Source organism: Sandarakinorhabdus sp. (genome assembly GCF_032115815.1).
GTDB lineage: Bacteria > Pseudomonadota > Alphaproteobacteria > Sphingomonadales > Sphingomonadaceae > Sandarakinorhabdus.
Map to the genome: position 1 here is coordinate 16,699 of NZ_JAUMBI010000194.1, position 20,072 is coordinate 36,770.

At 65.4% G+C, this 20,072-nt stretch carries 20 protein-coding genes; 9 read left to right on the forward strand and 11 right to left on the reverse strand.

From position 1 onward, the window contains the following. Positions 1–46: 46 nt before the first annotated feature. Positions 47–2,119 carry a S9 family peptidase gene (locus tag RT662_RS11365; RefSeq protein WP_313670838.1) on the forward strand — a complete coding sequence of 691 codons (2,073 nt, stop codon included), beginning with the start codon at positions 47–49 and terminating at the stop codon, positions 2,117–2,119. Beyond that, positions 2,103–2,513: an acyl-CoA thioesterase gene (locus RT662_RS11370; protein WP_313670819.1), complete on the forward strand. Its 411-nt coding sequence runs from the start codon at positions 2,103–2,105 to the stop codon at positions 2,511–2,513. The genes RT662_RS11365 and RT662_RS11370 overlap by 17 nt, the downstream gene beginning before the upstream one ends. Here the strand turns inward: RT662_RS11370 and RT662_RS11375 are convergent. Continuing rightward, complete coding sequence (locus RT662_RS11375; protein ID WP_313670820.1) at positions 2,500–2,697, reverse strand: hypothetical protein; 198 nt, start codon at positions 2,695–2,697, stop codon at positions 2,500–2,502. The two genes, RT662_RS11370 and RT662_RS11375, sit on opposite strands and share 14 nt — an antisense overlap. A gap of 102 nt (positions 2,698–2,799) precedes the next feature. On the opposite strand from RT662_RS11375, the gene RT662_RS11380 reads away from it, so the two are divergent. Then, positions 2,800–3,594, forward strand: coding sequence for a methyltransferase (locus RT662_RS11380; RefSeq protein WP_313670821.1), 795 nt, complete (start codon positions 2,800–2,802; stop codon positions 3,592–3,594). A gap of 40 nt (positions 3,595–3,634) precedes the next feature. On the opposite strand, the gene RT662_RS11385 is transcribed toward RT662_RS11380, so the two are convergent. The 4 genes from RT662_RS11385 to RT662_RS11400 are packed head-to-tail and all read right to left on the reverse strand — an operon-like array spanning position 3,635 to position 7,997. Continuing rightward, entirely contained in the window at positions 3,635–4,477 is an 843-nt protein-coding gene (locus RT662_RS11385; protein ID WP_313670822.1) for a C40 family peptidase, read from the reverse strand. Next, positions 4,474–5,850 carry a leucyl aminopeptidase family protein gene (locus RT662_RS11390; protein WP_313670823.1) on the reverse strand — a complete coding sequence of 459 codons (1,377 nt, stop codon included), beginning with the start codon at positions 5,848–5,850 and terminating at the stop codon, positions 4,474–4,476. Before RT662_RS11390 ends, RT662_RS11385 begins: the two co-directional genes overlap by 4 nt. Beyond that, positions 5,847–7,175, reverse strand: coding sequence for a 30S ribosomal protein S12 methylthiotransferase RimO (gene rimO / locus RT662_RS11395; protein ID WP_313670824.1), 1,329 nt, complete (start codon positions 7,173–7,175; stop codon positions 5,847–5,849). The genes RT662_RS11390 and rimO overlap by 4 nt, the downstream gene beginning before the upstream one ends. A 51-nt stretch (positions 7,176–7,226) precedes the next feature. After that, a complete protein-coding gene (locus RT662_RS11400) occupies positions 7,227–7,997 on the reverse strand; it encodes a M23 family metallopeptidase (protein ID WP_313670825.1) in 771 nt (256 codons plus the stop codon). Between RT662_RS11400 and RT662_RS11405 the strand changes: the two genes are divergently transcribed. Next, positions 7,996–8,145, forward strand: a complete 150-nt coding sequence (locus RT662_RS11405) for a hypothetical protein (protein WP_313670826.1) — start codon at positions 7,996–7,998, stop codon at positions 8,143–8,145. The two genes, RT662_RS11400 and RT662_RS11405, sit on opposite strands and share 2 nt — an antisense overlap. Before the next feature lie 181 nt (positions 8,146–8,326). Beyond that, positions 8,327–8,950 carry a PEPxxWA-CTERM sorting domain-containing protein gene (locus tag RT662_RS11410; RefSeq protein ID WP_313670827.1) on the forward strand — a complete coding sequence of 208 codons (624 nt, stop codon included), beginning with the start codon at positions 8,327–8,329 and terminating at the stop codon, positions 8,948–8,950. Positions 8,951–9,005: 55 nt separating this feature from the next. On the opposite strand, the gene surE is transcribed toward RT662_RS11410, so the two are convergent. Together surE and serS are read right to left on the reverse strand one after the other, a co-directional pair. Beyond that, the gene (gene surE, locus RT662_RS11415) at positions 9,006–9,791 is read right to left on the reverse strand and encodes a 5'/3'-nucleotidase SurE (RefSeq protein WP_313670828.1); all 786 of its coding nucleotides are present in this window, start codon (positions 9,789–9,791) and stop codon (positions 9,006–9,008) included. Between the two features lie 4 nt (positions 9,792–9,795). Continuing rightward, the gene (serS, locus tag RT662_RS11420; RefSeq protein ID WP_313670829.1) at positions 9,796–11,073 is read right to left on the reverse strand and encodes a serine--tRNA ligase; all 1,278 of its coding nucleotides are present in this window, start codon (positions 11,071–11,073) and stop codon (positions 9,796–9,798) included. Between the two features lie 82 nt (positions 11,074–11,155). Between serS and RT662_RS11425 the strand changes: the two genes are divergently transcribed. After that, a complete protein-coding gene (locus tag RT662_RS11425) occupies positions 11,156–11,821 on the forward strand; it encodes an MJ0042-type zinc finger domain-containing protein (RefSeq protein WP_313670830.1) in 666 nt (221 codons plus the stop codon). 68 nt (positions 11,822–11,889) lie between these two features. Beyond that, positions 11,890–13,992 carry a P-loop NTPase fold protein gene (locus RT662_RS11430; RefSeq protein WP_313670831.1) on the forward strand — a complete coding sequence of 701 codons (2,103 nt, stop codon included), beginning with the start codon at positions 11,890–11,892 and terminating at the stop codon, positions 13,990–13,992. Here the strand turns inward: RT662_RS11430 and RT662_RS11435 are convergent. The 4 genes from RT662_RS11435 to RT662_RS11450 all read right to left on the reverse strand — a co-directional run bounded on the left by RT662_RS11435 (position 13,989) and on the right by RT662_RS11450 (position 18,724). Continuing rightward, positions 13,989–14,534, reverse strand: a complete 546-nt coding sequence (locus RT662_RS11435; protein WP_313670832.1) for an HD domain-containing protein — start codon at positions 14,532–14,534, stop codon at positions 13,989–13,991. The two genes, RT662_RS11430 and RT662_RS11435, sit on opposite strands and share 4 nt — an antisense overlap. Before the next feature lie 15 nt (positions 14,535–14,549). Continuing rightward, complete coding sequence (locus RT662_RS11440) at positions 14,550–16,280, reverse strand: class I adenylate-forming enzyme family protein (protein ID WP_313670833.1); 1,731 nt, start codon at positions 16,278–16,280, stop codon at positions 14,550–14,552. Between the two features lie 104 nt (positions 16,281–16,384). Further along, positions 16,385–17,521 carry an acyl-CoA dehydrogenase gene (locus RT662_RS11445; RefSeq protein ID WP_313670834.1) on the reverse strand — a complete coding sequence of 379 codons (1,137 nt, stop codon included), beginning with the start codon at positions 17,519–17,521 and terminating at the stop codon, positions 16,385–16,387. Positions 17,522–17,524: 3 nt separating this feature from the next. Next, positions 17,525–18,724 (reverse strand): acyl-CoA dehydrogenase family protein, encoded by a 1,200-nt coding sequence (locus RT662_RS11450; RefSeq protein WP_313670835.1) that lies wholly within the window; start codon positions 18,722–18,724, stop codon positions 17,525–17,527. 87 nt (positions 18,725–18,811) lie between these two features. On the opposite strand from RT662_RS11450, the gene lgt reads away from it, so the two are divergent. Both lgt and RT662_RS11460 read left to right on the forward strand, forming a co-directional pair. Then, positions 18,812–19,669, forward strand: coding sequence for a prolipoprotein diacylglyceryl transferase (gene lgt / locus RT662_RS11455; protein WP_313670836.1), 858 nt, complete (start codon positions 18,812–18,814; stop codon positions 19,667–19,669). Then, positions 19,666–20,072: SAM-dependent methyltransferase (locus tag RT662_RS11460; protein WP_313670837.1), on the forward strand; the 407-nt coding region annotated here is incomplete at its 3' end. The genes lgt and RT662_RS11460, both read left to right, overlap by 4 nt.

Genomic DNA, 20,072 nt, shown 5'->3' on the forward strand with positions numbered 1-20,072 from the left:
TGCCGGGCTGATTGCCCTGCTGTCGTTTTCCGGAGCCGCTGCCCAGATGAACCCGCCCCCAATCAAGCCTCCCGTCGCTGCCAAACGCCCGTACAGCTTCACTCACCATGGCATCACCGTGGAAGACCCGTACAACTGGCTGAAGGACCCCGCCTATCCCACCGTCGATGATGCCGATGTGCTGGCCTATCTGAACGCCGAGAACGCCTGGTTCGAAGCGCAAATGGCCCCGGTCGCCGGTCTGAAGGACAAGCTGTACGAAGAGCTGAAGGGCCGGGTGCAGCAGGATGATGCCTCGGTGCCGGTGCCCAATGGTGCTTATGAATATTGGTGGCAGTTCAAGCCGGGCGATCAGTATCGCACCTGGATGCGGCGGCCGCGTGCAGGTGGTGCGGAGCAACTGGTGTTGTCCGAGCCGGAGCTCGCCAAGGGCCATGATTATTTCCGGCTCGGCGCGCAGAATGTCAGCCCGGATGGGAAGCTGATCGCTTATGCCACGGACAGCGATGGCAGCGAGCGTTTCACCATCCGCATTCGCGACATTGCGAGTGCCAAAGACATAGAGACCGTGACCAAGGTCAGCGTTGGCGGCATCGAATGGACGGCGGACTCAAAGGCCATCGTCTGGACCGAGGTCAACGATAATTGGCGGCGCATCAAGGCGCGGCTGCATGTGCTCGGCCAGACCGGTGAGGACCGCGTGCTGTATGAGGAGACCGAGGACAAGGGCTTCGGCGTCTCCGTGGCCAAGAGCCAGGACGGCCAGTGGCTGATCATCACCACGTCGGACCACGTGTCCAGCGAAGTGCGGTTGGTGCCGGCCGCCAATCCCGCCGCACTGCCGCTGCTGGTCAAGCCCCGGCATGCGGGCGTGACCTATGAGGTGGATGTGCTTGGGCAGACCCTGTTCATCCGCACCAACGACACCCATGTGAACTTCCGTGTCGCCACCGCCAGTCTCAACGTACCGGGCGACTGGACGACGCTGATCGCCGGCAGCGAACGCGACTACATTACCGGCATCGCCGCCTTCACGTCGTATCTCGCCGTGCAGGGCCGCCGCGACGGGCTGGACCGGATCGTGCTGCGCAAGGACGACGGCAGCGAGACCGTGCTGCCTTTCACCGAAGCGGCGTATACGGCCAGCATCGGCAGCAATCTGGAGCCCGATGCGCCGCTGCTGCGGGTCAACTATGCCTCTATGGTCACCCCGGCCACCGTCTATGATTATGACGTGAACGCCGGCAAATTGGTCACCCGCAAGGTGCAGCAAGTCCCCTCCGGCTATGACGCCAGCGAATATGAAAGCCAGCGTTTCTTCGTGACGGCTCGGGATGGCGTGCAGGTGCCGGTCGCCATTGTCTACCGGAAGGGCTTCAAGCCGGACGGCAGCGGCAAGCTGCATCTTTATGCCTATGGCGCCTATGGCATCCCGACCATGCCGGGCTTCTCGGCCAATCGCCTGTCGCTGCTGGATCGCGGCATGGCCTATGCCGTCGCGCAGATCCGCGGCGGCGATGATCTGGGCTATCAATGGTATCTGGACGGCAAGCTGGCCAAGCGCACCAACACGTTCAACGATTTCGTCGATGTGGCGAAGGGCCTGGTCACGGCTGGCTGGGCTGCGCCGGGCATGATCTCGGCCAGCGGCGGTTCGGCGGGCGGTGAGCTGATGGGCGCGTTGGTCAACCAGGCGCCGGAACAGTTCCGCGCTGTGGTGGCGCATGTGCCGTTCGTCGATGTGCTCAATACGATGCTGGATGAAAGCCTGCCGCTCACGCCGGGCGAATGGCCGGAATGGGGCAACCCCATCACGTCGAAAGCCGATTTCGAGCTGATCCGCTCCTATTCGCCCTACGATCAGGTGACGCGCCAAGCCTATCCGCCGCTGATGGTCACCGCTGGCCTCAACGATCCGCGCGTCACCTATTGGGAACCAGCCAAATGGGTGGCCAAGCTGCGCGACCTGAAGACTGACCAGAATGTGCTGATCTTCAAGACCAACATGGGCGCTGGCCACGGCGGCAAATCCGGGCGCTTTGCCGCGCTGGAAGAGCTGGCGGAGGAATATGCCTTCATCCTCACCCAGTTCGGGCTTGGCGATGCCGCCGCCCGCTGACCGCCGCAGCTTTTCGATCAATGTCACCGCCGCGGCGGCCGACATCGATGAGCTGGGCCACGTCAACAACGCGGTGTATCTCAAGTGGATTCAGGACGTGGCGACGGCGCACTGGAGCGCGGTCGCTCCGCCTGAGCATCGCGATACCTATGTGTGGGTCGTGACCCGGCACGAGATCGACTATCTGAAACAGACGCTGGACGGTGAGACGCTGACGCTCATCACTTGGGTGGGCCAGCCCAAGGGCGCGCGCTTTGACCGCTATGTCGAAATCGCCGGCCCGGATGGGGTGATCCGCGTGAAGGCGGTGACAACATGGGCGATCATCGACAAGGCTACCGGCCGGCTCGCCCGCGTGCGGCCCGAGATTGCCGCGCCGTTTATCCAGCCCTGAACAGCGTGAACAGGTGAACGGCGGCGAATAGCACGCCGGCCACGCCCGCAAAGGCGACCCCGTTCCACGGCAGATGCGCATGCCAAGCCAATGGCGCACGGGTGCGCGCCACGCCGCCTAGCGCGCCGGCCACGGTCACGGCCGCGCCGGAGGCAAGCAGGAACCAGGTCGTTTGCGCATCCATCGGCGGCGCTTTGGCAGGCCATTCAGGCCAAGGCAATCTCTCGCCTTGCAGGTGATGCGCAGCTGTTTTACGTCAATGCATCACCTGAACGGAGACCACGCCATGATCCGCCGTATCGCTCTTGCCTCGGCTCTTGCCGTCGCCGCCATCGCCGCCCCCGCCATTGCCGGCCCGATCGAAGACGCTGTTGCCGGCAGCTGGCGCAAGCCGGCCGACGCGGTCCGCGACCAGTATCGCCACCCGGCGCAAACGCTGAAGTTCCTCGGCGTGAAGCCTGGCCAGACCGTGGTGGAAGTCTCCCCCGGTGGCGGCTGGTACACCGAAATCCTCGCCCCGGCGATGAAGGGCAACGGCAAATATGTCGCCGGCCTCTCCAATCCGCTGGCCTCGGTGAACGCCGCCAAGAGCGTGGAGAATTTCAAGACAAAGTATGCCGACAAGGCCATTTATGGCGACATCGGCATCGGCGTATTCGGCAAGGGTGTCGCTGATATCGTCGAGCCGGGCAGCGCCGACGTCGTGCTCACCTTCCGCAATGTCCACAATTGGCACATGGGCGGCTGGGATCAGGAAGCGTTCAACGCCTTCTTCAAGGCCCTGAAGCCGGGTGGCACGCTGGGCGTGGTCGAACACCGCCTGCCGGAAGGCCGCCCAGATGCCGACATGAAGAAGAGCGGCTACATGAAGGCGTCTTATGTGAAGATGCTGGCCGAAAAGGCCGGCTTCAAGCTGGCCGGTTCTTCGGAAGTGAACGCCAATCCCAAGGACACCAAGGATTATCCCGACGGCGTGTGGACTCTGCCGCCGACCTTCGCGAAGGGCGACGTGGACAAGGCGAAGTTTGCCGCCATCGGTGAATCCGACCGCATGACGTTGAAGTTCGTCAAACCGAAGTAAGCTTCTGGCCCTCTCCCCCGCGAGGGGGGAGGGCAAAGTCTCAGCTGAAACGCCGCACCACCGGTTCGCCCGCATCTGGCAACCGCGCCATCACGTCGGCCAGCGGCTCTGTCACCACCCGCATCCAGTATGCGTTGGCGTGACAGAGGCGGTCGCCCTGCAGCAGCAGCCCGACATGGCCGGGCCAGAACACGAGATCACCGGCTTCGCGCGCGGCGAATTTCACCGCTTCACCTTCGGCCACCTGCAGATCCGTGTCGCGGCGCAGCGAAATCCCTTCGGCGGCCAGCGCCTGCTGCACCAGGCCGGAACAATCAACACCATCGGGGCTGCGCCCGCCCCACAGATAGGGCGCATCGGCAAAGATCGCAGCGGCGTCGAAACGGTTGGCGGGTGCTGCCTCCACATGACGGCGATGCACATGGCCGCCGCCTGACAGGGCGAGGAAATTGCCATCCAGTCCGCCTGACACCCGCGCCGAAAACGGCAGTTCCATCACCACAGCCGCCTTGATGCTGGCCGCGGCAAACACTGGCGCGCGCCGCCCAGTGATGCGGTGTGTTGGCTCGGCGCCGGGCAGGGCCAGCGCATCGAACGGTACCCAGCCGATGTAGCGATCATGGAGCGAGCGGCCCAAGGCAAAGCCGGCCTTGACCTCGACAATTTCGAAGCCTTCGCCGAACAGCAGCTCGCTCACGGCCTCCGCCGTTGCTTCGGGCCCGCTGCGCACCGCCACGCGCGGCGCGGTGCAGACCAGGGCGCGCGGCTCGACATAGCGCACCGCGCCAATCTCGCCGGTCAGCGCCAGTTCCACCACCTCCGGCCCGGCAAACCACTCGCGCGGTTCGAAACGCTGGGCCGGGCCCTTCAGCACCCAACTCATCCGAATCTGCTCCTCAACATGGCCCAGCTTGCCCGCAGTGCCAGCGCTTCGCCGCCCTTGGGGCGGCCAGGGCGGGCGGCATTGTTCCAGGCAAAGGTATCGAAATGTGCCCAGGCCACGCCGGCCGGCACGAATTTCTCCAGAAACAGCGCCGCCGTGATCGCCCCGGCAAAGCCGCCATCGGCGCTGTTCACCATGTCGGCCAGGCTGGATTTCAGCATGTCGTGATAGGGCGCCCACAGCGGCAGCCGCCACACCGGATCGCCGATCTGCGCGCCCGCCGCCAGCAGCTCGCTAGCCAGCGCATCATCATTGGCAAACAGCGCCGGCAAGTGGGGCCCCAGCGCCACCCGTGCCGCTCCGGTGAGCGTGGCGAAATCGAGGATCAGCGCCGGGTTCTTCTCGGCTGCCAGCGCGATGGCGTCGCACAGCACCAGCCGGCCTTCGGCATCGGTGTTGGTGATTTCCACCGTCTTGCCCGCCCGCGTGCCGATGATGTCGCCGGGGCGCATGGCGTTACCGGAAATGGCGTTCTCCGCTGCCGGGATGATCAAGTGCAGGCGCACGCGCAGATTGGCCTGGATCACCAGCTTGGCCAGTGCCAGCGCGTGCGCCGCGCCGCCCATGTCCTTTTTCATCAGCGCCATGCCGCCGCCCGGCTTGATGTTCAGGCCGCCGCTGTCGAAAGTGATGCCCTTGCCGATTATGGCCACCACCGGATGCGCGGCATCGCCCCACACCGCCTCGATCAGCCGCGGCGCCTGTTCGGCGGCGCGGCCCACGGCGTGGATGGCGGGGAAGTTCTTCTGCAACAGGGCTTCGCCCGTGGTCACCTGCACATCGGCGCCCAACGGCCGCAGCGTGTCGATCACCGCCTGCGCCAGATCGGCCGGGCCCAGATCACTTGCCGGCGTGTCGACCAGATCGCGCACCAGTGCCACCGCTTCGGCTTCGCTGGCCGCCGTCGAAATCCCGCCCAGGCTGGTGGTGGTCAGCACGCGCGCGCCCTTGGGTTCGGCGCGGCGATAGCGGCTGAACTTGTGCTGGGCCAGGCACCAGCCCAGCCCGGCCTGACCCAGTTCGCCGGCCAGCGCATAACGACCGGTCGGCAATTTGTCCGCCGCCGCCGCCAGCGCCCACGGGCCCAATTGGCCTTCCGCCACGCCAACGGCCACCAGCCATTCGGCCGGGCCGTCGCCGGGCAGGATCGCCATGCTGTCGGCCGCCGCCGTGAAACCTTGCGCGGTCACTGCCACCCGCACCCGCTCGCTTTGGCTGGCCAGCCAGCCATCCAGCCCGGCTTTCGTCACCGGGATCAGTGGCACCGATGGCTGGCCATCGGTGGGGGCGAGCAGCGCAGCAAAGTCGGTCAAATCTTCACTCCGAAAAGGTCGGCCTCGTCGGCGTCCTCGATCAGGGCCATGATGATGTCGCCCGGCTGCACATCGATGCAATCGCGCAGGTGCACCATGCCGTCGATTTCCGGCGCATCATATTTGCTGCGACCCGACGCGCCGCCTTCATCGTCCACCTCGTCGATCAGCACTTCGATGGTGCGGCCGATCTTGGCTTCCAGCCGGCGCTGCGAGATTTGCGATTGCAGCGCCATGAAGCGGTGCCAGCGTTCTTCCTTCACATCCTCCGGCACGGCCCCCGGCAGCGCATTGGCCTGCGCACCTTCGACCGCTTCATATTTGAAGCAGCCGGCGCGATCGATCTGCGCCTGTTCCAGCCAATCGAGCAGATACTGGAAATCTTCCTCCGTCTCGCCGGGGAAGCCAACGATGAAGGTGGACCGGATAGCCAGATCGGGCACCATGGCGCGCCATTTCTGGATGCGTTCCAGCACCTTGGCTTCGTTGGCCGGACGCTTCATCGCCTTCAGCACTTTGGGGGACGCGTGCTGAAACGGAATGTCGAGATAGGGCAGGATCAACCCATCCGCCATCAACGGAATGATGTCGTCAACATGCGGATAGGGATAAACATAGTGCAGCCGCACCCAGGCGCCGGTCTCGCCCAGCGCGCGGGCCAGATCCTGGATATGCGCGCGCCGCTCGACGCCGCCCAAGCTGGAGGTGGCATGCTTCAAATCCACGCCATAGGCTGACGTGTCCTGGCTGATCACCAGCAGTTCCTTGGCGCCGGCCCTCACCAGCGCCTCGGCCTCGCGCAGGATCGCAGCCGGCGGCCGACTGGCGAGACGGCCACGCAGGGAGGGGATGATGCAGAAGGCGCAGGTGTGGTTGCAGCCTTCGGAAATCTTCACATAGGCATAATGGCGTGGCGTCAGCTTCAGGCCGGCATCGGGCACCAGATCGACGAAGGCCGAGCGTACGGGCGGCGCGGCATCATGCACGGCGCTGACCACGGCCTCATATTGCTGCGGGCCGGTCACGGCGAGCACATCCGGGAAACGCGCGCGGATGGCATCGGCCTCGTGGCCCATGCAGCCGGTGACGATCACCTTGCCGTTTTCGGCGATGGCCTCGCCGATGGCATCCAGGCTTTCGGCCTTGGCGGAATCGAGGAAGCCGCAGGTATTGACGATCACCACATCGGCGCCGGCATAATCGCCAGACAGCGCATAACCATCGGCGCGGAGTTGGGTGAGGATGCGTTCGGAATCGACCAGTGCCTTGGGGCAACCAAGGGAAACCATGCCCACGCGCGGGGCCGTATCAAGGTTCAATGTCATTGCGCGCGCCGTGCGCTGTTCGGGCGAAAAGTGCAAGGGGGCAAGCGGGCGCTACCGCCCGCCGATAACTCTGGCCGGATCCACGGGCGTGCGCCCGCGTCGCAGTTCGAAATGTAGCTGCGGTTCTGCCACCGCGCCCGACTGGCCGGCCCGGGCGATGGCTTCGCCAGCCTTCACCCGCGCGCCGCGTGCCACCAGCAGCGCCTCGTTGTGAGCATAGGCCGTCACCCAGCCGCCGGCATGCTTGACCAGCAGCAGATTGCCAAAGCCCGGAATCGCATCGCCGGCATAGGCCACCACGCCATCACCGGCGGCGCGCACCGCTTCGCCGGGGCTGGCCTTCAGGTTGACGCCATCGTTGAAGCGCCCCCCCGGCTTTGGGCCAAAGCCCGAGATGATGCGGCCGGGCAATGGCCAGCGGAAGGCCGGCGCTGTGCCGGTGACAGGGGGCAGGGGTGCCGGCCGTTCGCCGCCGGCTGCACGCGGCACCGGGCCATTCTTAGCGGGCTGGCCGCCGGTCATCACGTCGTCGATGGTGATGTCGAAGGCGCGGGCGCGCTGCTCAAGCGTTTGCGGCGGCGCCGGGCGTGGAGATGGCGTCAGCACCGGCGTCAGCCGCAGGCGCTGGCCAACGCGCAGCACGAACGGCTCCTGCAGCTTGTTGAGCGCGATCAGGTCGCGCCAGGTCAGTCCATAGGCGCGCGCGATGGCGATGCCGGTCTCACCTGCCTTTACGACATGAAAGCGGCCTTCCGGCGAAACGATCGCCGCCGGCACCACGCGGCGGGCCACCCAATCGGTGCGGGCCGGCGGCGCGGCCATGCGCGGTGGAGTGACGGGCTTTGTCTGCACCGGCTTTGCCGCCGGGCGTTGCGGCGATTGGAACGGGGGGCGAGTCGCCGGCGCCGGCCGGCCGATCATGCAGCCTGACAGCATCGCCGCCGCCGCGGCGATGCCGGCATATACCTGAAGTGAACGCCCAACCATGCCAACCTGATAGCGGCGACCGCACAGCATGGAAAGCGCGACCCTGCCGACCGGGGTGGACGTCGTAGTGAAAATATTAACTGATTATTTGCTCTTATGAACCGAATATGAGACATTCTGTTTGCTGCCGAATCTCCATTCGGCACGCATGTGGGGAAAACAACATGCAGATCCGTCTTGCTTTGGCTGCCGCGACCATGCTCGCCGGCGTCACAGCCGCTCCGGCCCAGGCCGCCATCGGCTTTGCCGATACGGTGCTGGATTATTTCAACAGTGGCGCCGGGCCGTTCCCAGGCCCCTATGGCGGCACCTTCCCGGGCAGCTTCCCGGTGCCGGTGTCCACCAGTGTGGTGCTGAACGGGCCGACGTCGCCGGCCGATTTCCTGTCCCTGCCGCGTGGCAGCTTTGTCACCGTTGGCTTCACCGATGAAACCGTGATCGACGGTGTTGGCAATGACATCTTCATCAGCGAAGTCGGCGCCAGCGGTGAGCGCGCCGATATCTTCGTGTCCAAGGATCTGATCAACTTTATCTTCCTTGGCACTGCCGCTGATGACAGTGTGACCGCGTTCGATCTGGCCAGCATTGGCTGGACCGGCCGGGTGCGGGCAGTGAAGATCTTGGGCCTCGACAATTTTGGCGGCTCGCCGGGTTTTGACGTCGATTTCATCCAGGTGCTGCCTGGCAGCATCGGCGCGGTGCCGGAACCGGCGAGCTGGGCGATGCTGATCGCCGGCTTTGGTCTGGTTGGCGCTGCGCAGCGCCGTCGGGTGGCCCGCGCCGCCTGATTCATCAATGAAGCACGATCAGCTGCGGCGGGGTGACCCGTCGCCGCTTGTCGCTTCAGCCTTCCACCAGATCCGCCAGATCGGCCAGCGCGGCCTTCAGCCGGCTCATCGACTGATAATGGGTCATGTCGAGGTGCAGCGGCGTCACCGAGATGGCGGCTTCATGCATGGCTTTCAGATCGGTCTCGTGGCCCGGGGCCGGCTTTTCCTTGCCGAAGCCGTGCCAGTAATAGGGGAAGCCGCGCGGATCGATGCGCTTCACCAGGTGGATATTGCCATAATCGCGGAAGCCCTGTTCGGTAACGCGCACGCCCTTCACGTCGGCCGCCAGCACCGGCGGGAAGTTGATGTTGATCAACACGCCATCCGGCCATTCGGTGGCGATCACGCGGCTGATGATGGCCGCACCATGGGCGGTGGCGCAGGAAAAATCCTCCATGCCAGCCGTGTAATCCATCATCACCTGGCTGAGCGCGATGGAGCGAATGCCAGCGAGGCAGCCTTCCATCGCGGCCGACACGGTGCCCGAATAGGTCACGTCTTCAGCGAGATTGCCGCCGCGGTTGACGCCAGACAGGATCAGATCGGGCTTGTGATCTTCCAGCACCGCGCCCAGCGCCAGCATCACGCAATCGGTTGGCGTGCCGCGCACCGCATAACGGCGCGGGCTGATCTCGCGCAGGCGCACGGGCTGGCTCAGCGTCAGACTGTGGCCAGCGCCCGATTGCTCCTCGGCCGGGGCCACCACCCACACATCGTCTGACAGTTCGGCGGCAATCGCCTCCAGTGCCACCAGGCCCGGCGCGTTGATGCCGTCATCATTGGTCACGAGAATGCGCATGGGTTCAGGGCTCCAACCGGTCAATGCCGGCCATGTAGGGCTTCAACACGTCGGGGACGACAACACTGCCATCGGCCTGCTGATAATTCTCGATCACGGCCACCAGTGTGCGGCCGACAGCGAGGCCGGAGCCGTTGAGCGTGTTCACCGGGCCCCGGCTGCCCTTCTCGCCCGCCACTTTCCAGCGCGCGTTCATGCGGCGGCCCTGGAACTCGCCGCAGTCAGAAATCGAGCTGATCTCGCGATAGGCGCCCTGGCCGGGCAGCCACACCTCAAGGTCAAAGGTCTTGCGCGCCGAAAAGCCCATGTCCCCGGCGCACAACAGCATCCGGCGATAGGGCAGGTTCAGCGCCTGCAAGATGGCTTCTGCCGATTCCAGCATGTGCTGGTGTTCGGCTGCGGCTTGCTCCGGCGTGCAGATTGTCACCAGTTCGCATTTTTCGAACTGGTGCTGGCGGATCAGGCCGCGCGTGTCGCGTCCGGCGCTGCCGGCTTCACTGCGGAAACAGGGGGTCAGCGCGGTCATACGGATCGGTAGGGCGGCGGCATCAACGATCTCGCCGGCCACCAGGTTGGTCAGGCTCATTTCGGCGGTGGGGATCAGGTAACGACCGTCGGTCGTCTTGAACACATCCTCTTCGAACTTGGGCAACTGCCCGGTGCCGAAGGCGGCTTCGGCCTTCACCAGCAGGGGCGCATAGGTTTCGGCAAAGCCGTGCCGCGCAGTGTGCGTGTCGATCATGTACTGGCCCAGCGCGCGCTGCAGCCGCGCCAATGGCCCTTTCAGCACGGCAAAGCGCGCGCCGGCGACCCGGGCGGCGGCTTCCGGATCATAGCCAAGCTTCGCCGCCACGATATCATGCTCCAGCGGCGCAAAGTCGAAATCGCGGGGTGTACCCCACTTCATCACCTCGACGTTGCCATGTTCGTCCACACCATTCGGCACATCGGCGGCGGGCAGATTGGGCAGGCTGACCAGCAGCGCCTCTGCCTTCTCGCTGGCGCAGCGGGCCGCTTCCTCCAGCGCGATGATCTCGTCCTTCAGGCCGGCAACTTCGGCCTTCAGCGTCTCGGCGCGTCCACTGTCCTTCGCGGCCATCGCGGCGCCGATGTCCTTTGAGGCGGCATTGCGGCGGGCCAGCGCTTCCTGCGCCTTTGTCTCGGCGGCGCGTCGCTCGGCGTCGGCGGCCAGAAGGGCAGCGGCGGAATCGCTGATACCGCGGCGGGCAAGGCCGGCGGCAAAGGCATCCGGGTCAGCGCGAAGGGCTTTGAGATCGTGCATAATGCGACTGCCTTTGCCTTGGCTGGGCGAAGCGCGCAAGCTGCCCCTTCCATGCGCGCGCGCGCCTGCCTATGGTGGGCCCGTGATCGTTTCCTGCCCAAAATGCAGTGCACAATATCGGGTGGCGGTGGGCGTGGTGATGCGCCGGCCGCGGCTAAAGTGCGCCGCCTGCTCGCACCGCTGGGTGCCCGCCGAAGAGATTGACGAAGATGAAGCTGTCGCCGCCGTGCAGGAAGAGGCGCGCGCCGCCAGCCTGCCACCGCCGCCGCCACCCGAACCCGAACCGGAACCAGAGTCAGAGCCGGAACCGCCGCCACCGCGCCGGCCCCCGGCCTTGTGGCTGAAATGGCTGGTGGCGATCGTGCTGGGCGCGGCCTTTGCCACGGCCTCGGTGGGCCTATGGGTGGGCCGCATCGATCCCGAAGCCCTGCCCGGCGTGACCGATGTAATGGCCCGGGTCGCTCCGCCCGCGACGCCGCTGGACGTGAAACTGGAAGGCCGGGTGACGCGCCTGCCCGGCGGCGGTGCGCTGCTGGAAGTGACCGGTACCATCCACAACCCCGGCGCCACCCGTGTCCCCGTGCGGCCGCTGGATGCCCGTTTGCTGGTGAATAGTGTGCGCGCCCGCGATTGGACCATCCCGCCGCCGGCCGCCAGCGTTGGCCCCGGCAAGACGCTGATCTTCGCTTCCAGCCTGACCGACGTGCCGGCCGGGCCGGTGAGCGTACAGGTGCGCTTCGGGCGCTAACATGGACTTGCGGGCGGGCAGGCGTTAAGCTCCCCTCAGGGTCGATCAGCCAGCCGGGGGGCAAGGCCGTGAACGAACCGCCATTTGAAAATATCGGCAGCACGCCTTCGGGCAAGGAACCGCCCCAGACGCGCACGGCGCAGCGCGTGTCCGCTGCTGCCAGCCTCGTCCAGCAGGCGGCGCTGATTGTCGGCGACATTTCCGACAACATGGGGATTGTGCTGACGACTGCGCTGCTCTTTGCCAATCCGGACCGCAGGGAACTGGTGGTCGATATCGAGGCGCTGGTATCAGCGCTGCTCACGGCGCGGACGGCGGGCCAGACTGCATCTGCGGCCACGTGGCTGCAGGATTGGGCCAGGGACGAAGGGCTGGCCTTCACCCTGCGCCAGCCGCCGGACACGGCCAATCTTGTGCCCGTGCTGTCGCGATCCGTTGTTGGCCAGGTGCTGCCGCGGGCCGTGGAGATCCGCGATCTCACCATGAGTGGCGAACCGGAGCCGCTGGGCCTGCGCCATCTGATGTTTGCGCTGGCCGAGCGTCAGGCGGCGCAATGGCCGCGCCTGAAGGATGGCGGTCACCCGTCGGCGGAGACGCTGTCCGCGCTGCGCGCACTGATCGTTGCGCGCACCCGCCGCACGCCGCTGAAGGGTGAGGACGTGGCGGCATGGCAGGCGCTCGTGCCCAAAGGGCCATCCACTCCGCCGCCGCCGCCACCCGCAGAGCGCACACCGCTGCTTTCCGACAGTCCGGCCACGGTTGATGAACTCGGCCGCAAGCCGCTGGCTGATGCGCTGGCGGCGCGGCTGGTGCGATTGCAGCGTGACGAGGCAGCAAGTGCGCAGCCCAAGGCTGTGATGGTGCATCTGCACGGCCCGTGGGGATCGGGCAAATCCAGCCTCGTGCGCTTTCTGGAAGACACGCTGAAGGCGCAGGATCCGCCGTGGCTGGTGGTGGAGTTCAACGCCTGGCGCAATGCCAGGGTGAAGCCGCCATGGTGGAACATGCTGACCGAGTTCAAGCGCGCGCTTGATCGGCGGCTGCCGTGGTGGCGGCGGCGCTGGCTTGATCTGCGCTGGGCCTGGGTGTCGCCCTCGGTGGAGAATGTCTACATGGTGGCCGGCGGCCTGTTGGCCTTGGCGGCGGCGGCCTTTGCCGGCAGCACCATCACCGGCGTCATCGAGCAGTGGCAGGGCACGTTGGGCGGCATCATCACCACCACCGGTGTGGCGATCAGCTTCCTGCGCGCGCCGATGCTGGGCGGCAAGCGCGCCGCCGAAAGCTTTGATGCGCTGCGCACCGACAGCTTCCGGCCGTTCATCACCTTGTTCGACATGCTGGTGACAGAATGCCCATGCCCGGTGCTGATCGTGCTCGACGATCTGGATCGCTGCGATGCCGGCACCGTGACCGACCTGCTGGAAGGCATCCAGACCCTGTTTCGCGGCCAGCCCGTGGTGTTCCTGGCGGTGGCCGATCGTTACTGGATCACCGCCAGCTTTGCCCAGCGCTTCAGCCTGTTCGAAGACGGTGGCGACAAAGCGCGGCCGGTGGGCGATCTGTTTCTGGACAAGATGTTCCAAGTCTCCGTCACCATCCCGGCGCTGCCGGTGGCGGTCAAGCGTGCCTATCTTGGCCGGCTGCTGGGGGCGGCCGAAGCCGATCTGCCGGACGAAGCGTGTCTGCCCGAAACTGCGGTGCGCCACGAGGAAATCCAGGCCGCCATCGCCGCCGCTCCCGAGGAGCAGCGGCCGGCCCTGCGCGCCCAGGCCGTGGCGCGCCTGTCCACCGCGGCGGCCGACAAGGTGGTGGAGCATCGCCTGCTGCGCTGGGTTTCGTATATCGAGCCCAATCCGCGCGGGATGAAGCGGCTGGTCAATGCCATCGGCATGACCCAGGCCCGCAGCCTGCTGGAAGGGCGCATGGTCGATTTCGATGCGATCGTGCTGTGGACTATCCTGGAACTGCGCTGGCCGCGCGCGGCAGCGGCGATCACGGCCGATCCCGGCCTGATCGATGCGGAAGGCCAGGGGCCGGAAACGCTGCAAGCGGCCTGGCGCGATCCGCAGTTCCAGAAAATCGCCGGCGAACTGGATGAAGTGCAGGTGCGCGCGCTGATCGGCACGGCCGCCGAGGATGACGATGGCGAAGACGCCGGGTCGGCGGCCTAGATTCCCCGTTTCGGCGCGGCGAACACCCGGCGGATTTCCGGTTCAAAACTTTCCAGGCTGTCCACGTCATAATCCGGATCGAATGCCGGTGCGTCCCACTTGTCGACGATCTTTTCGGCCATGTCGAACCAGGGTTCACCGCGATATTTCTCGCGAGCGTTCGGGTCCTTGCCCAGGTGCTCGTAATAATAACGGCCCTGGAAATCCTGATGGTGAACGATGGCGTGGTAGATGTCGTCGGCCACGTATGGCTTCAGCATTTCGCCGGCGATGGCGCCGTGGTTGGGGATGCTGAACAATTTGCCGATGTCGTGGCAAAGCGCCGCTACCACTTCCTCGTCGTTGGCGCCGTCGCGGCGGGCCAGCGTGGCGGTCATCAGGCTGTGGACCAGCTGGTTGGCGCCAAAGCCGACCTCGATGGCTTCGAGCCGCTTCAGGGAATCGATGATCTGATCGGCAGCGGCGGATTGCTGGTGCTTCATATGCTCACCAGCGATGTGCATCCAATCGTCCTTGGTGCCTTCCAGCATGGTCTTGAACATCTGTCGTCTCCCGACTCAGGCCGCGTTTGCGGCCCACACTGCGCGATATTGCTTCCTCAGCGTCACCTTGTCGATCTTGGCCGATCCCAGCTTGGGCAGCTGATCGGCGCTCATCCACAGCTTGGCTGGGATCTTGTAAGCGGCCATGCCGGCTTTCAGGAAATCGATCAGCGAATCGGGATCCAGATGCTCGCCCGGCTTGGCATAGACGACCGCGCCAACGATCTCGCCCAGCCGCTCATCGGGCAGGCCGAACACGCTCACTTCGGCCACCGCCGGGTGGGCATAGATGGCGCTTTCCACTTCTTGGCAGCTGATATTCTCGCCGCCGCGGATGATGATGTCCTTCTTGCGATCGACGATGAACAGATAGCCTTCGTCATCCAGATAGCCGAGATCGCCGCTGCGGAACCAGCCATCGCCAACGAATGCCGCGGCAGTGGCTTCGGGCTTGTTCCAGTAACCCCGGCAATTGCACACCGAACGCAGACAGACTTCACCCACCGTTCCGGCCGGCAGCGCATCGCCCACCGGGCCATCACCATCGGCAATGCGGATTTCCATCAGCGGCGGCGCGGCGCGGCCGGTGCTGGCCGGCTTGTTGCGGTAATTGTCACGGATATTGCCGGCACCGACGCCATTGGTTTCGGTCAGGCCATAGCCCTGCACCGGGTGCTTGCCTTCGAACTCCTTGGCCAGCCGCTCGACATGTTCGGGCGGACGCGGCGCGCCGCCGGACGCGATATCGACCAGCGACGACAGGTCATATTTGTGGCGATCGGGATGCTGCATGAGTTCGAGGCTCATGGTCGGCACGCCGACGAAATAGGTGCAGCGCTCCTTCTCGATCAGGCGCAGCGCTTCGCCGGCATCCCATTTGTGCATGATGATCATCTTGCGGCCGATGGCAAAGCTCACCAGCAGCACCGGCACCAGGCCGGTGATGTGGAACAGCGGCACATTGAGCAGCATCACCTGCTGATCCGCCGGTGCCGCGCCTGACTGGGCCGACAATTCCAGCAGCGCCAGGCCGGTAACCAGATAGTTCATCGACGCCGAAACCTGGGCGCGGTGGGTCGAAACCGCCCCCTTGGGCGCGCCGGTGGAGCCCGAAGTATACATGATCGTGCAATCATCTTCGGGCAGCAGTTCGGGCAGATACCACATGGTGTCGGGGCTGGCCGCCAGCTCGTCTTCGGCGCGGGCAAAGCCGAGCTGGCTGGCGACTTCGCCGGAGGTGCGCACGGTGATGACCTTGGCCGTGCACGACAGAGTGGCGAGGCGGCGGGCACGTTCTTCATCGGCAACCACCAGGCGGGCGCCGCTGTCCTCGATGCCATAGGCCATTTCCTCGGCCGTCCACCACGCGTTCATCGGGATGCACACCGCGCCCATATGGGCACAAGCGACATAGGCGATGATCCAATCCGGATAGTTGCGCATGGCGACGCCGACGCGGTCACCCTTGGCGATGCCGTGGCGGTGCTGCAGCATGGCGGCGAATTTCAGCGATCTGGCATAGACTTCGGCAAAGGTCATCCGCTCCTCGCCGAACACCAGGAACTCCTTGGGGCCGTTCACGGTGAAGAACATCGCCATATATTCGCGCATGGTGGGCGGCGCGGCGGAGAATATCGGCAGCGAGACGCCGTGGACGTTGGCCGTGCCCACGCCCAGCGCACCGCCGGGGGCCGTGATGCCGGCGACGACCTGATCGAGGGCGGCATCAAGCGCGGATTTGGTCACAGGTCATTCTCCCAAGGCTGGTGCGGCCGCTGGCTGCGGCTCATTACAGTCTCTTCATGTCATGCCGCTGCCGATGCTTGCAAGTGCAAGCATCGGCAGCGGCATCAATAACCCAGTGTCCGCGCAATCCGGTCGCTGTGGAAGGCGGCGTCGCCAAATGTCTCTTGGGCGGCGCGGGCGCGCTTCATGAAGAAGCCGATGTCATATTCGTCGGTCATGCCGATGCCGCCGTGCATCTGCACGCCTTCATTGCTGGCGAGGATCGCGACCTCGCCGGCCTTGGCCTTGGCGAGGGACACATACATCGGGGCGCGGTCGCTGCCTTCGTCCAGCGCCTGCAGCGCCTTCAGCGTGGCGGACCGTGCCAGTTCCACTTCGCAGAACAGATGCGCGGCGCGGTGCTGCAGGGCCTGGAAACTGCCGATCTTCTGCCCGAACTGCTCGCGCTGCTTGAGATAATCCACGGTCATGGAGAAGCTGGTGCCCGACACGCCGAGCATTTCGGCGGCGAGGCAAGCGCGGCCGGCATCGAGCATCTTTTCAAGGATGGCAAAGCCTTCGCCCACGCCGCCCAGAACGTCGGCACCATCGACCTGCACATCGGCCAGCGTGACGCGCGCGGCGCCCCGGCTGTCGACCATCGAACGGCGGTCGATGGTCACGCCATCGGACTTGGGATTGACCAGGAACAGCGTGATGCCGGCCTTGTCGCCCACATCGCCGCCGGTGCGCGCCGCCACGATCAGCGTATCAGCCGCAGCGCCATCCAGCACGAAGCCCTTCACGCCATTCAACTTGAAGCCGTTGCCCGACGGGGTGGCCGTGGTCGCCACGTGATTGGGCTTGTGGCGGGCCGCTTCGTCAGCCGCCAGCGCCAACAGATGCGCGCCTTGGGCGATCAGCGGCAGATATTTGGCCTGCTGCTCGGCCGTGCCCTGTTTCAGCGCCGTGGCGCCCAGCACGGCGGTGGAGAGCATCGGTGCGGCAGACAGATTCTTGCCCATCGCCTCCAGGATGATGCCGGCCGCGACATGGCCCATGTCCGCCCCGCCATGCGCTTCCGGCACCAGCACGCCGGCAAAGCCCATCTCGGCCATCTTGGACCACACATCGCGGGAGAAACCGGCGGCGTCATTGCTGTCACGCAAGCTTCGGTGTTGCGACACGGGGGCTTCATCCTTGAAGAAGCCCTCCGCGCTGTCGCGGATCATCTGCTGATCGTCAGTGAGGATGAGCGGCATTGGTCAGGCTCCCGGCAGGTCGAGCACGCGCTTGGCGATGATGTTGAGCTGCACTTCAGACGTGCCGCCTTCGATGGAGTTGGCGCGGCTGCGCAGCCAGGATCGGGCAAGATCGCCTTCGCCCTTTTCTTCGCCTTCCCACACCAAGCCGTCGCTGCCCCGAATCGACATCAACAGCTCCATGCGTTCCTTGTTCAGTTCGGTGCCGTAATATTTCAGCATCGAACTCAAGGCGCCGGTGCCTTGGCCGCTTTTGGTTTCGGCCAGCACGCGTTCCATCGTCAGGCCAAACGCCAACGCGTTGATCTCGTGGCGGGCGATATCGGTGCGCAGCGCCGTGTCGGCGAGGATGGCGGCATCAAGGCCAATGAGGCGCTTGGCGATGTTGGACACGCTGTCGCGCTGCCCGCCGCCGGTCGAATCGCTGCCGCCGATCATGTCGCGTTCGTGGGTGAGCAGATATTTGGCGATGTCCCAGCCCTTGCCGGCCACGCCCATCAGGTTTTCCTTCGGCACCTGCACATTGTCGAAGAAGGTCTGGCAGAAGGGCGAGGAGCCGGAGATCAGCTTGATCGGGCTGGTCGACACGCCTTCTGATGCCATGTCGAACAGCAGGAAGCTGATGCCCAGATGCTTGGGCGCGGCCGGATCGGTGCGGACGAGGCAGAAAATCCAGTCCGCCTTGTCGGCATAGCTGGTCCACACCTTGGAGCCGTTGACGAGATAATGGTCGCCCTTGTCCTCGGCGCTGGTGCGCAGCGAAGCGAGGTCGGAGCCGGCACCTGGCTCCGAATAGCCCTGGCACCAGCGGATTTCGCCGCGCGCGATTTTCGGCAGATGCTCCAGCTTCTGCGCTTCGTTGCCATATTTCAGCAGCGCTGGCCCCAGCATCCAGATGCCGAAGCTCGACAAGGGCGAGCGCGCCTTGATGCGGCGCATTTCTTCCGAAAGCACCTTGGCCTGCGCCCGGTCCAGCCCGCCGCCGCCATATTGGCTGGGCCATTCCGGCACCGTCCAGCCCTTGGCGCCCATACGCTCCAGCCACACGCGCTGGGCGTCGCTCTTGAATTTCACACCGCGGCCGCCCCAGCACACATCGTCATCATCGCGGATCGGCTCGCGCATTTCCGGCGGGCAATTCGCCTCCAGCCAGGTGCGCGTTTCGGCGCGGAATGTTTCAAGGTCGCTTGCAGATTCGGGCATCATCCCACTCCCACTGGAAATATCCTTGTCCGCCTTTATGGTGCGCCGCGCTGCGCCAGCAAAGCTGGCAGATGATGTAGAGGCAAGATGCTCACCGATTTCCTGATCGCTGCCGTGGATTTCACCACGCTGCCGGTGCGGCCCGAAGCCTTCACCATCCCGGCCGTCAACCTTTTCGGTTCCGATTGGGGCCCGTTTGCGCTGCGCTGGTACAGCCTGGCCTATATCATCGGCATCGCCGGGGCCTGGTTTCTGCTCACCCGTATGATCCGCAAACCCGGCGGGCCGCTGGGTCAGAAACAGCTCGACGATTATATCACCTGGGCCACGCTCGGCGTCATCGGCGGCGGCCGGCTGGGCTACGTGCTGTTCTATAACCCTGACAAATACATGGCCGATCCCATGGAAATCCTGCGCCTGTGGGATGGCGGCATGAGCTTCCACGGCGGCTGCTTCGGAGTGATCGCCGCCTGCTTCCTGCACGGCTGGTTCGCCAAATACAGCGGGCTGCGGCTGCTCGATTATGTCGCCACCGTTACCCCGCTCGGCCTCGGCCTCGGCCGCGTCGCCAATTTCGTCAACGGCGAGTTGTGGGGTCGCCCCACCGGCACGGATTGGGGCATCATCTTCCCCGATGCCGGCCCGGAACCGCGCCACCCCAGCCAGCTCTATGAAGCCGGGCTGGAAGGCGGCGTGCTGTTCATCATCCTCACCCTGCTGTTCTGGTTCACCCCGGCGCGGCTGCGGCCTGGCCTGCTGTCGGGCGTGTTCGGCATCGGCTATGGCCTGTCCCGCTATATCATCGAAAACTACCGTGAACCGGATCGGCAGCTGGGTATCCTCGATTCCGGCCTGACCATGGGCCAGACGCTCACCCTGCCGATCATCGCCATCGGGCTGCTGCTGCTCGTGCTGGCGCTGATCCGCAAACCCGTTTCGGCGTGAGCCTTTCCCACAACCTTGCCGCGCGCATCATGGCCGATGGGCCGTTGCGGCTGGATCACTGGATGGCGGCCTGCAACGCGGCCTATTATGGCGGCGAAGACCCGCTGGGCCGCGACTTCACCACCGCACCGGAAATCAGCCAGATGTTCGGCGAGATGATCGGCGGCTGGATCGGTGATCTGTGGCTGCGGGCGGAAAAGCCGCTGTTGCACGTGGTCGAGCTTGGCCCCGGTCATGGCAGCCTGATGGCCGATGCCCTGCGCCTGCTCGGCCGGTTGCCGGGCTTTGCTGCCAGCGCCGGCCTGCAAATGGTGGAAACCAGCCTTGCGCTGCGCTCCATCCAGCGCGCGCGGCTGGCCGGTTGGGCGGCCCAGTGGCACGACCGGGTCGATCAGTTGCCCGA

Coding starts and splice junctions, on each gene's coding strand:
- RT662_RS11365 (WP_313670838.1), top strand. CDS start 47: ATGAACCCGCCCCCAATCAAGCCTCCCGTCGCTGCCAAACGCCCGTAC.
- RT662_RS11370 (WP_313670819.1), top strand. CDS start 2,103: ATGCCGCCGCCCGCTGACCGCCGCAGCTTTTCGATCAATGTCACCGCC.
- RT662_RS11375 (WP_313670820.1), bottom strand. CDS start 2,697: ATGGATGCGCAAACGACCTGGTTCCTGCTTGCCTCCGGCGCGGCCGTG.
- RT662_RS11380 (WP_313670821.1), top strand. CDS start 2,800: ATGATCCGCCGTATCGCTCTTGCCTCGGCTCTTGCCGTCGCCGCCATC.
- RT662_RS11385 (WP_313670822.1), bottom strand. CDS start 4,477: ATGAGTTGGGTGCTGAAGGGCCCGGCCCAGCGTTTCGAACCGCGCGAG.
- rimO (WP_313670824.1), bottom strand. CDS start 7,175: ATGACATTGAACCTTGATACGGCCCCGCGCGTGGGCATGGTTTCCCTT.
- RT662_RS11405 (WP_313670826.1), top strand. CDS start 7,996: ATGCGCGGTGGAGTGACGGGCTTTGTCTGCACCGGCTTTGCCGCCGGG.
- RT662_RS11400 (WP_313670825.1), bottom strand. CDS start 7,997: ATGGCCGCGCCGCCGGCCCGCACCGATTGGGTGGCCCGCCGCGTGGTG.
- RT662_RS11410 (WP_313670827.1), top strand. CDS start 8,327: ATGCAGATCCGTCTTGCTTTGGCTGCCGCGACCATGCTCGCCGGCGTC.
- surE (WP_313670828.1), bottom strand. CDS start 9,791: ATGCGCATTCTCGTGACCAATGATGACGGCATCAACGCGCCGGGCCTG.
- serS (WP_313670829.1), bottom strand. CDS start 11,073: ATGCACGATCTCAAAGCCCTTCGCGCTGACCCGGATGCCTTTGCCGCC.
- RT662_RS11435 (WP_313670832.1), bottom strand. CDS start 14,534: ATGTTCAAGACCATGCTGGAAGGCACCAAGGACGATTGGATGCACATC.
- RT662_RS11445 (WP_313670834.1), bottom strand. CDS start 17,521: ATGCCGCTCATCCTCACTGACGATCAGCAGATGATCCGCGACAGCGCG.
- RT662_RS11450 (WP_313670835.1), bottom strand. CDS start 18,724: ATGCCCGAATCTGCAAGCGACCTTGAAACATTCCGCGCCGAAACGCGC.
- lgt (WP_313670836.1), top strand. CDS start 18,812: ATGCTCACCGATTTCCTGATCGCTGCCGTGGATTTCACCACGCTGCCG.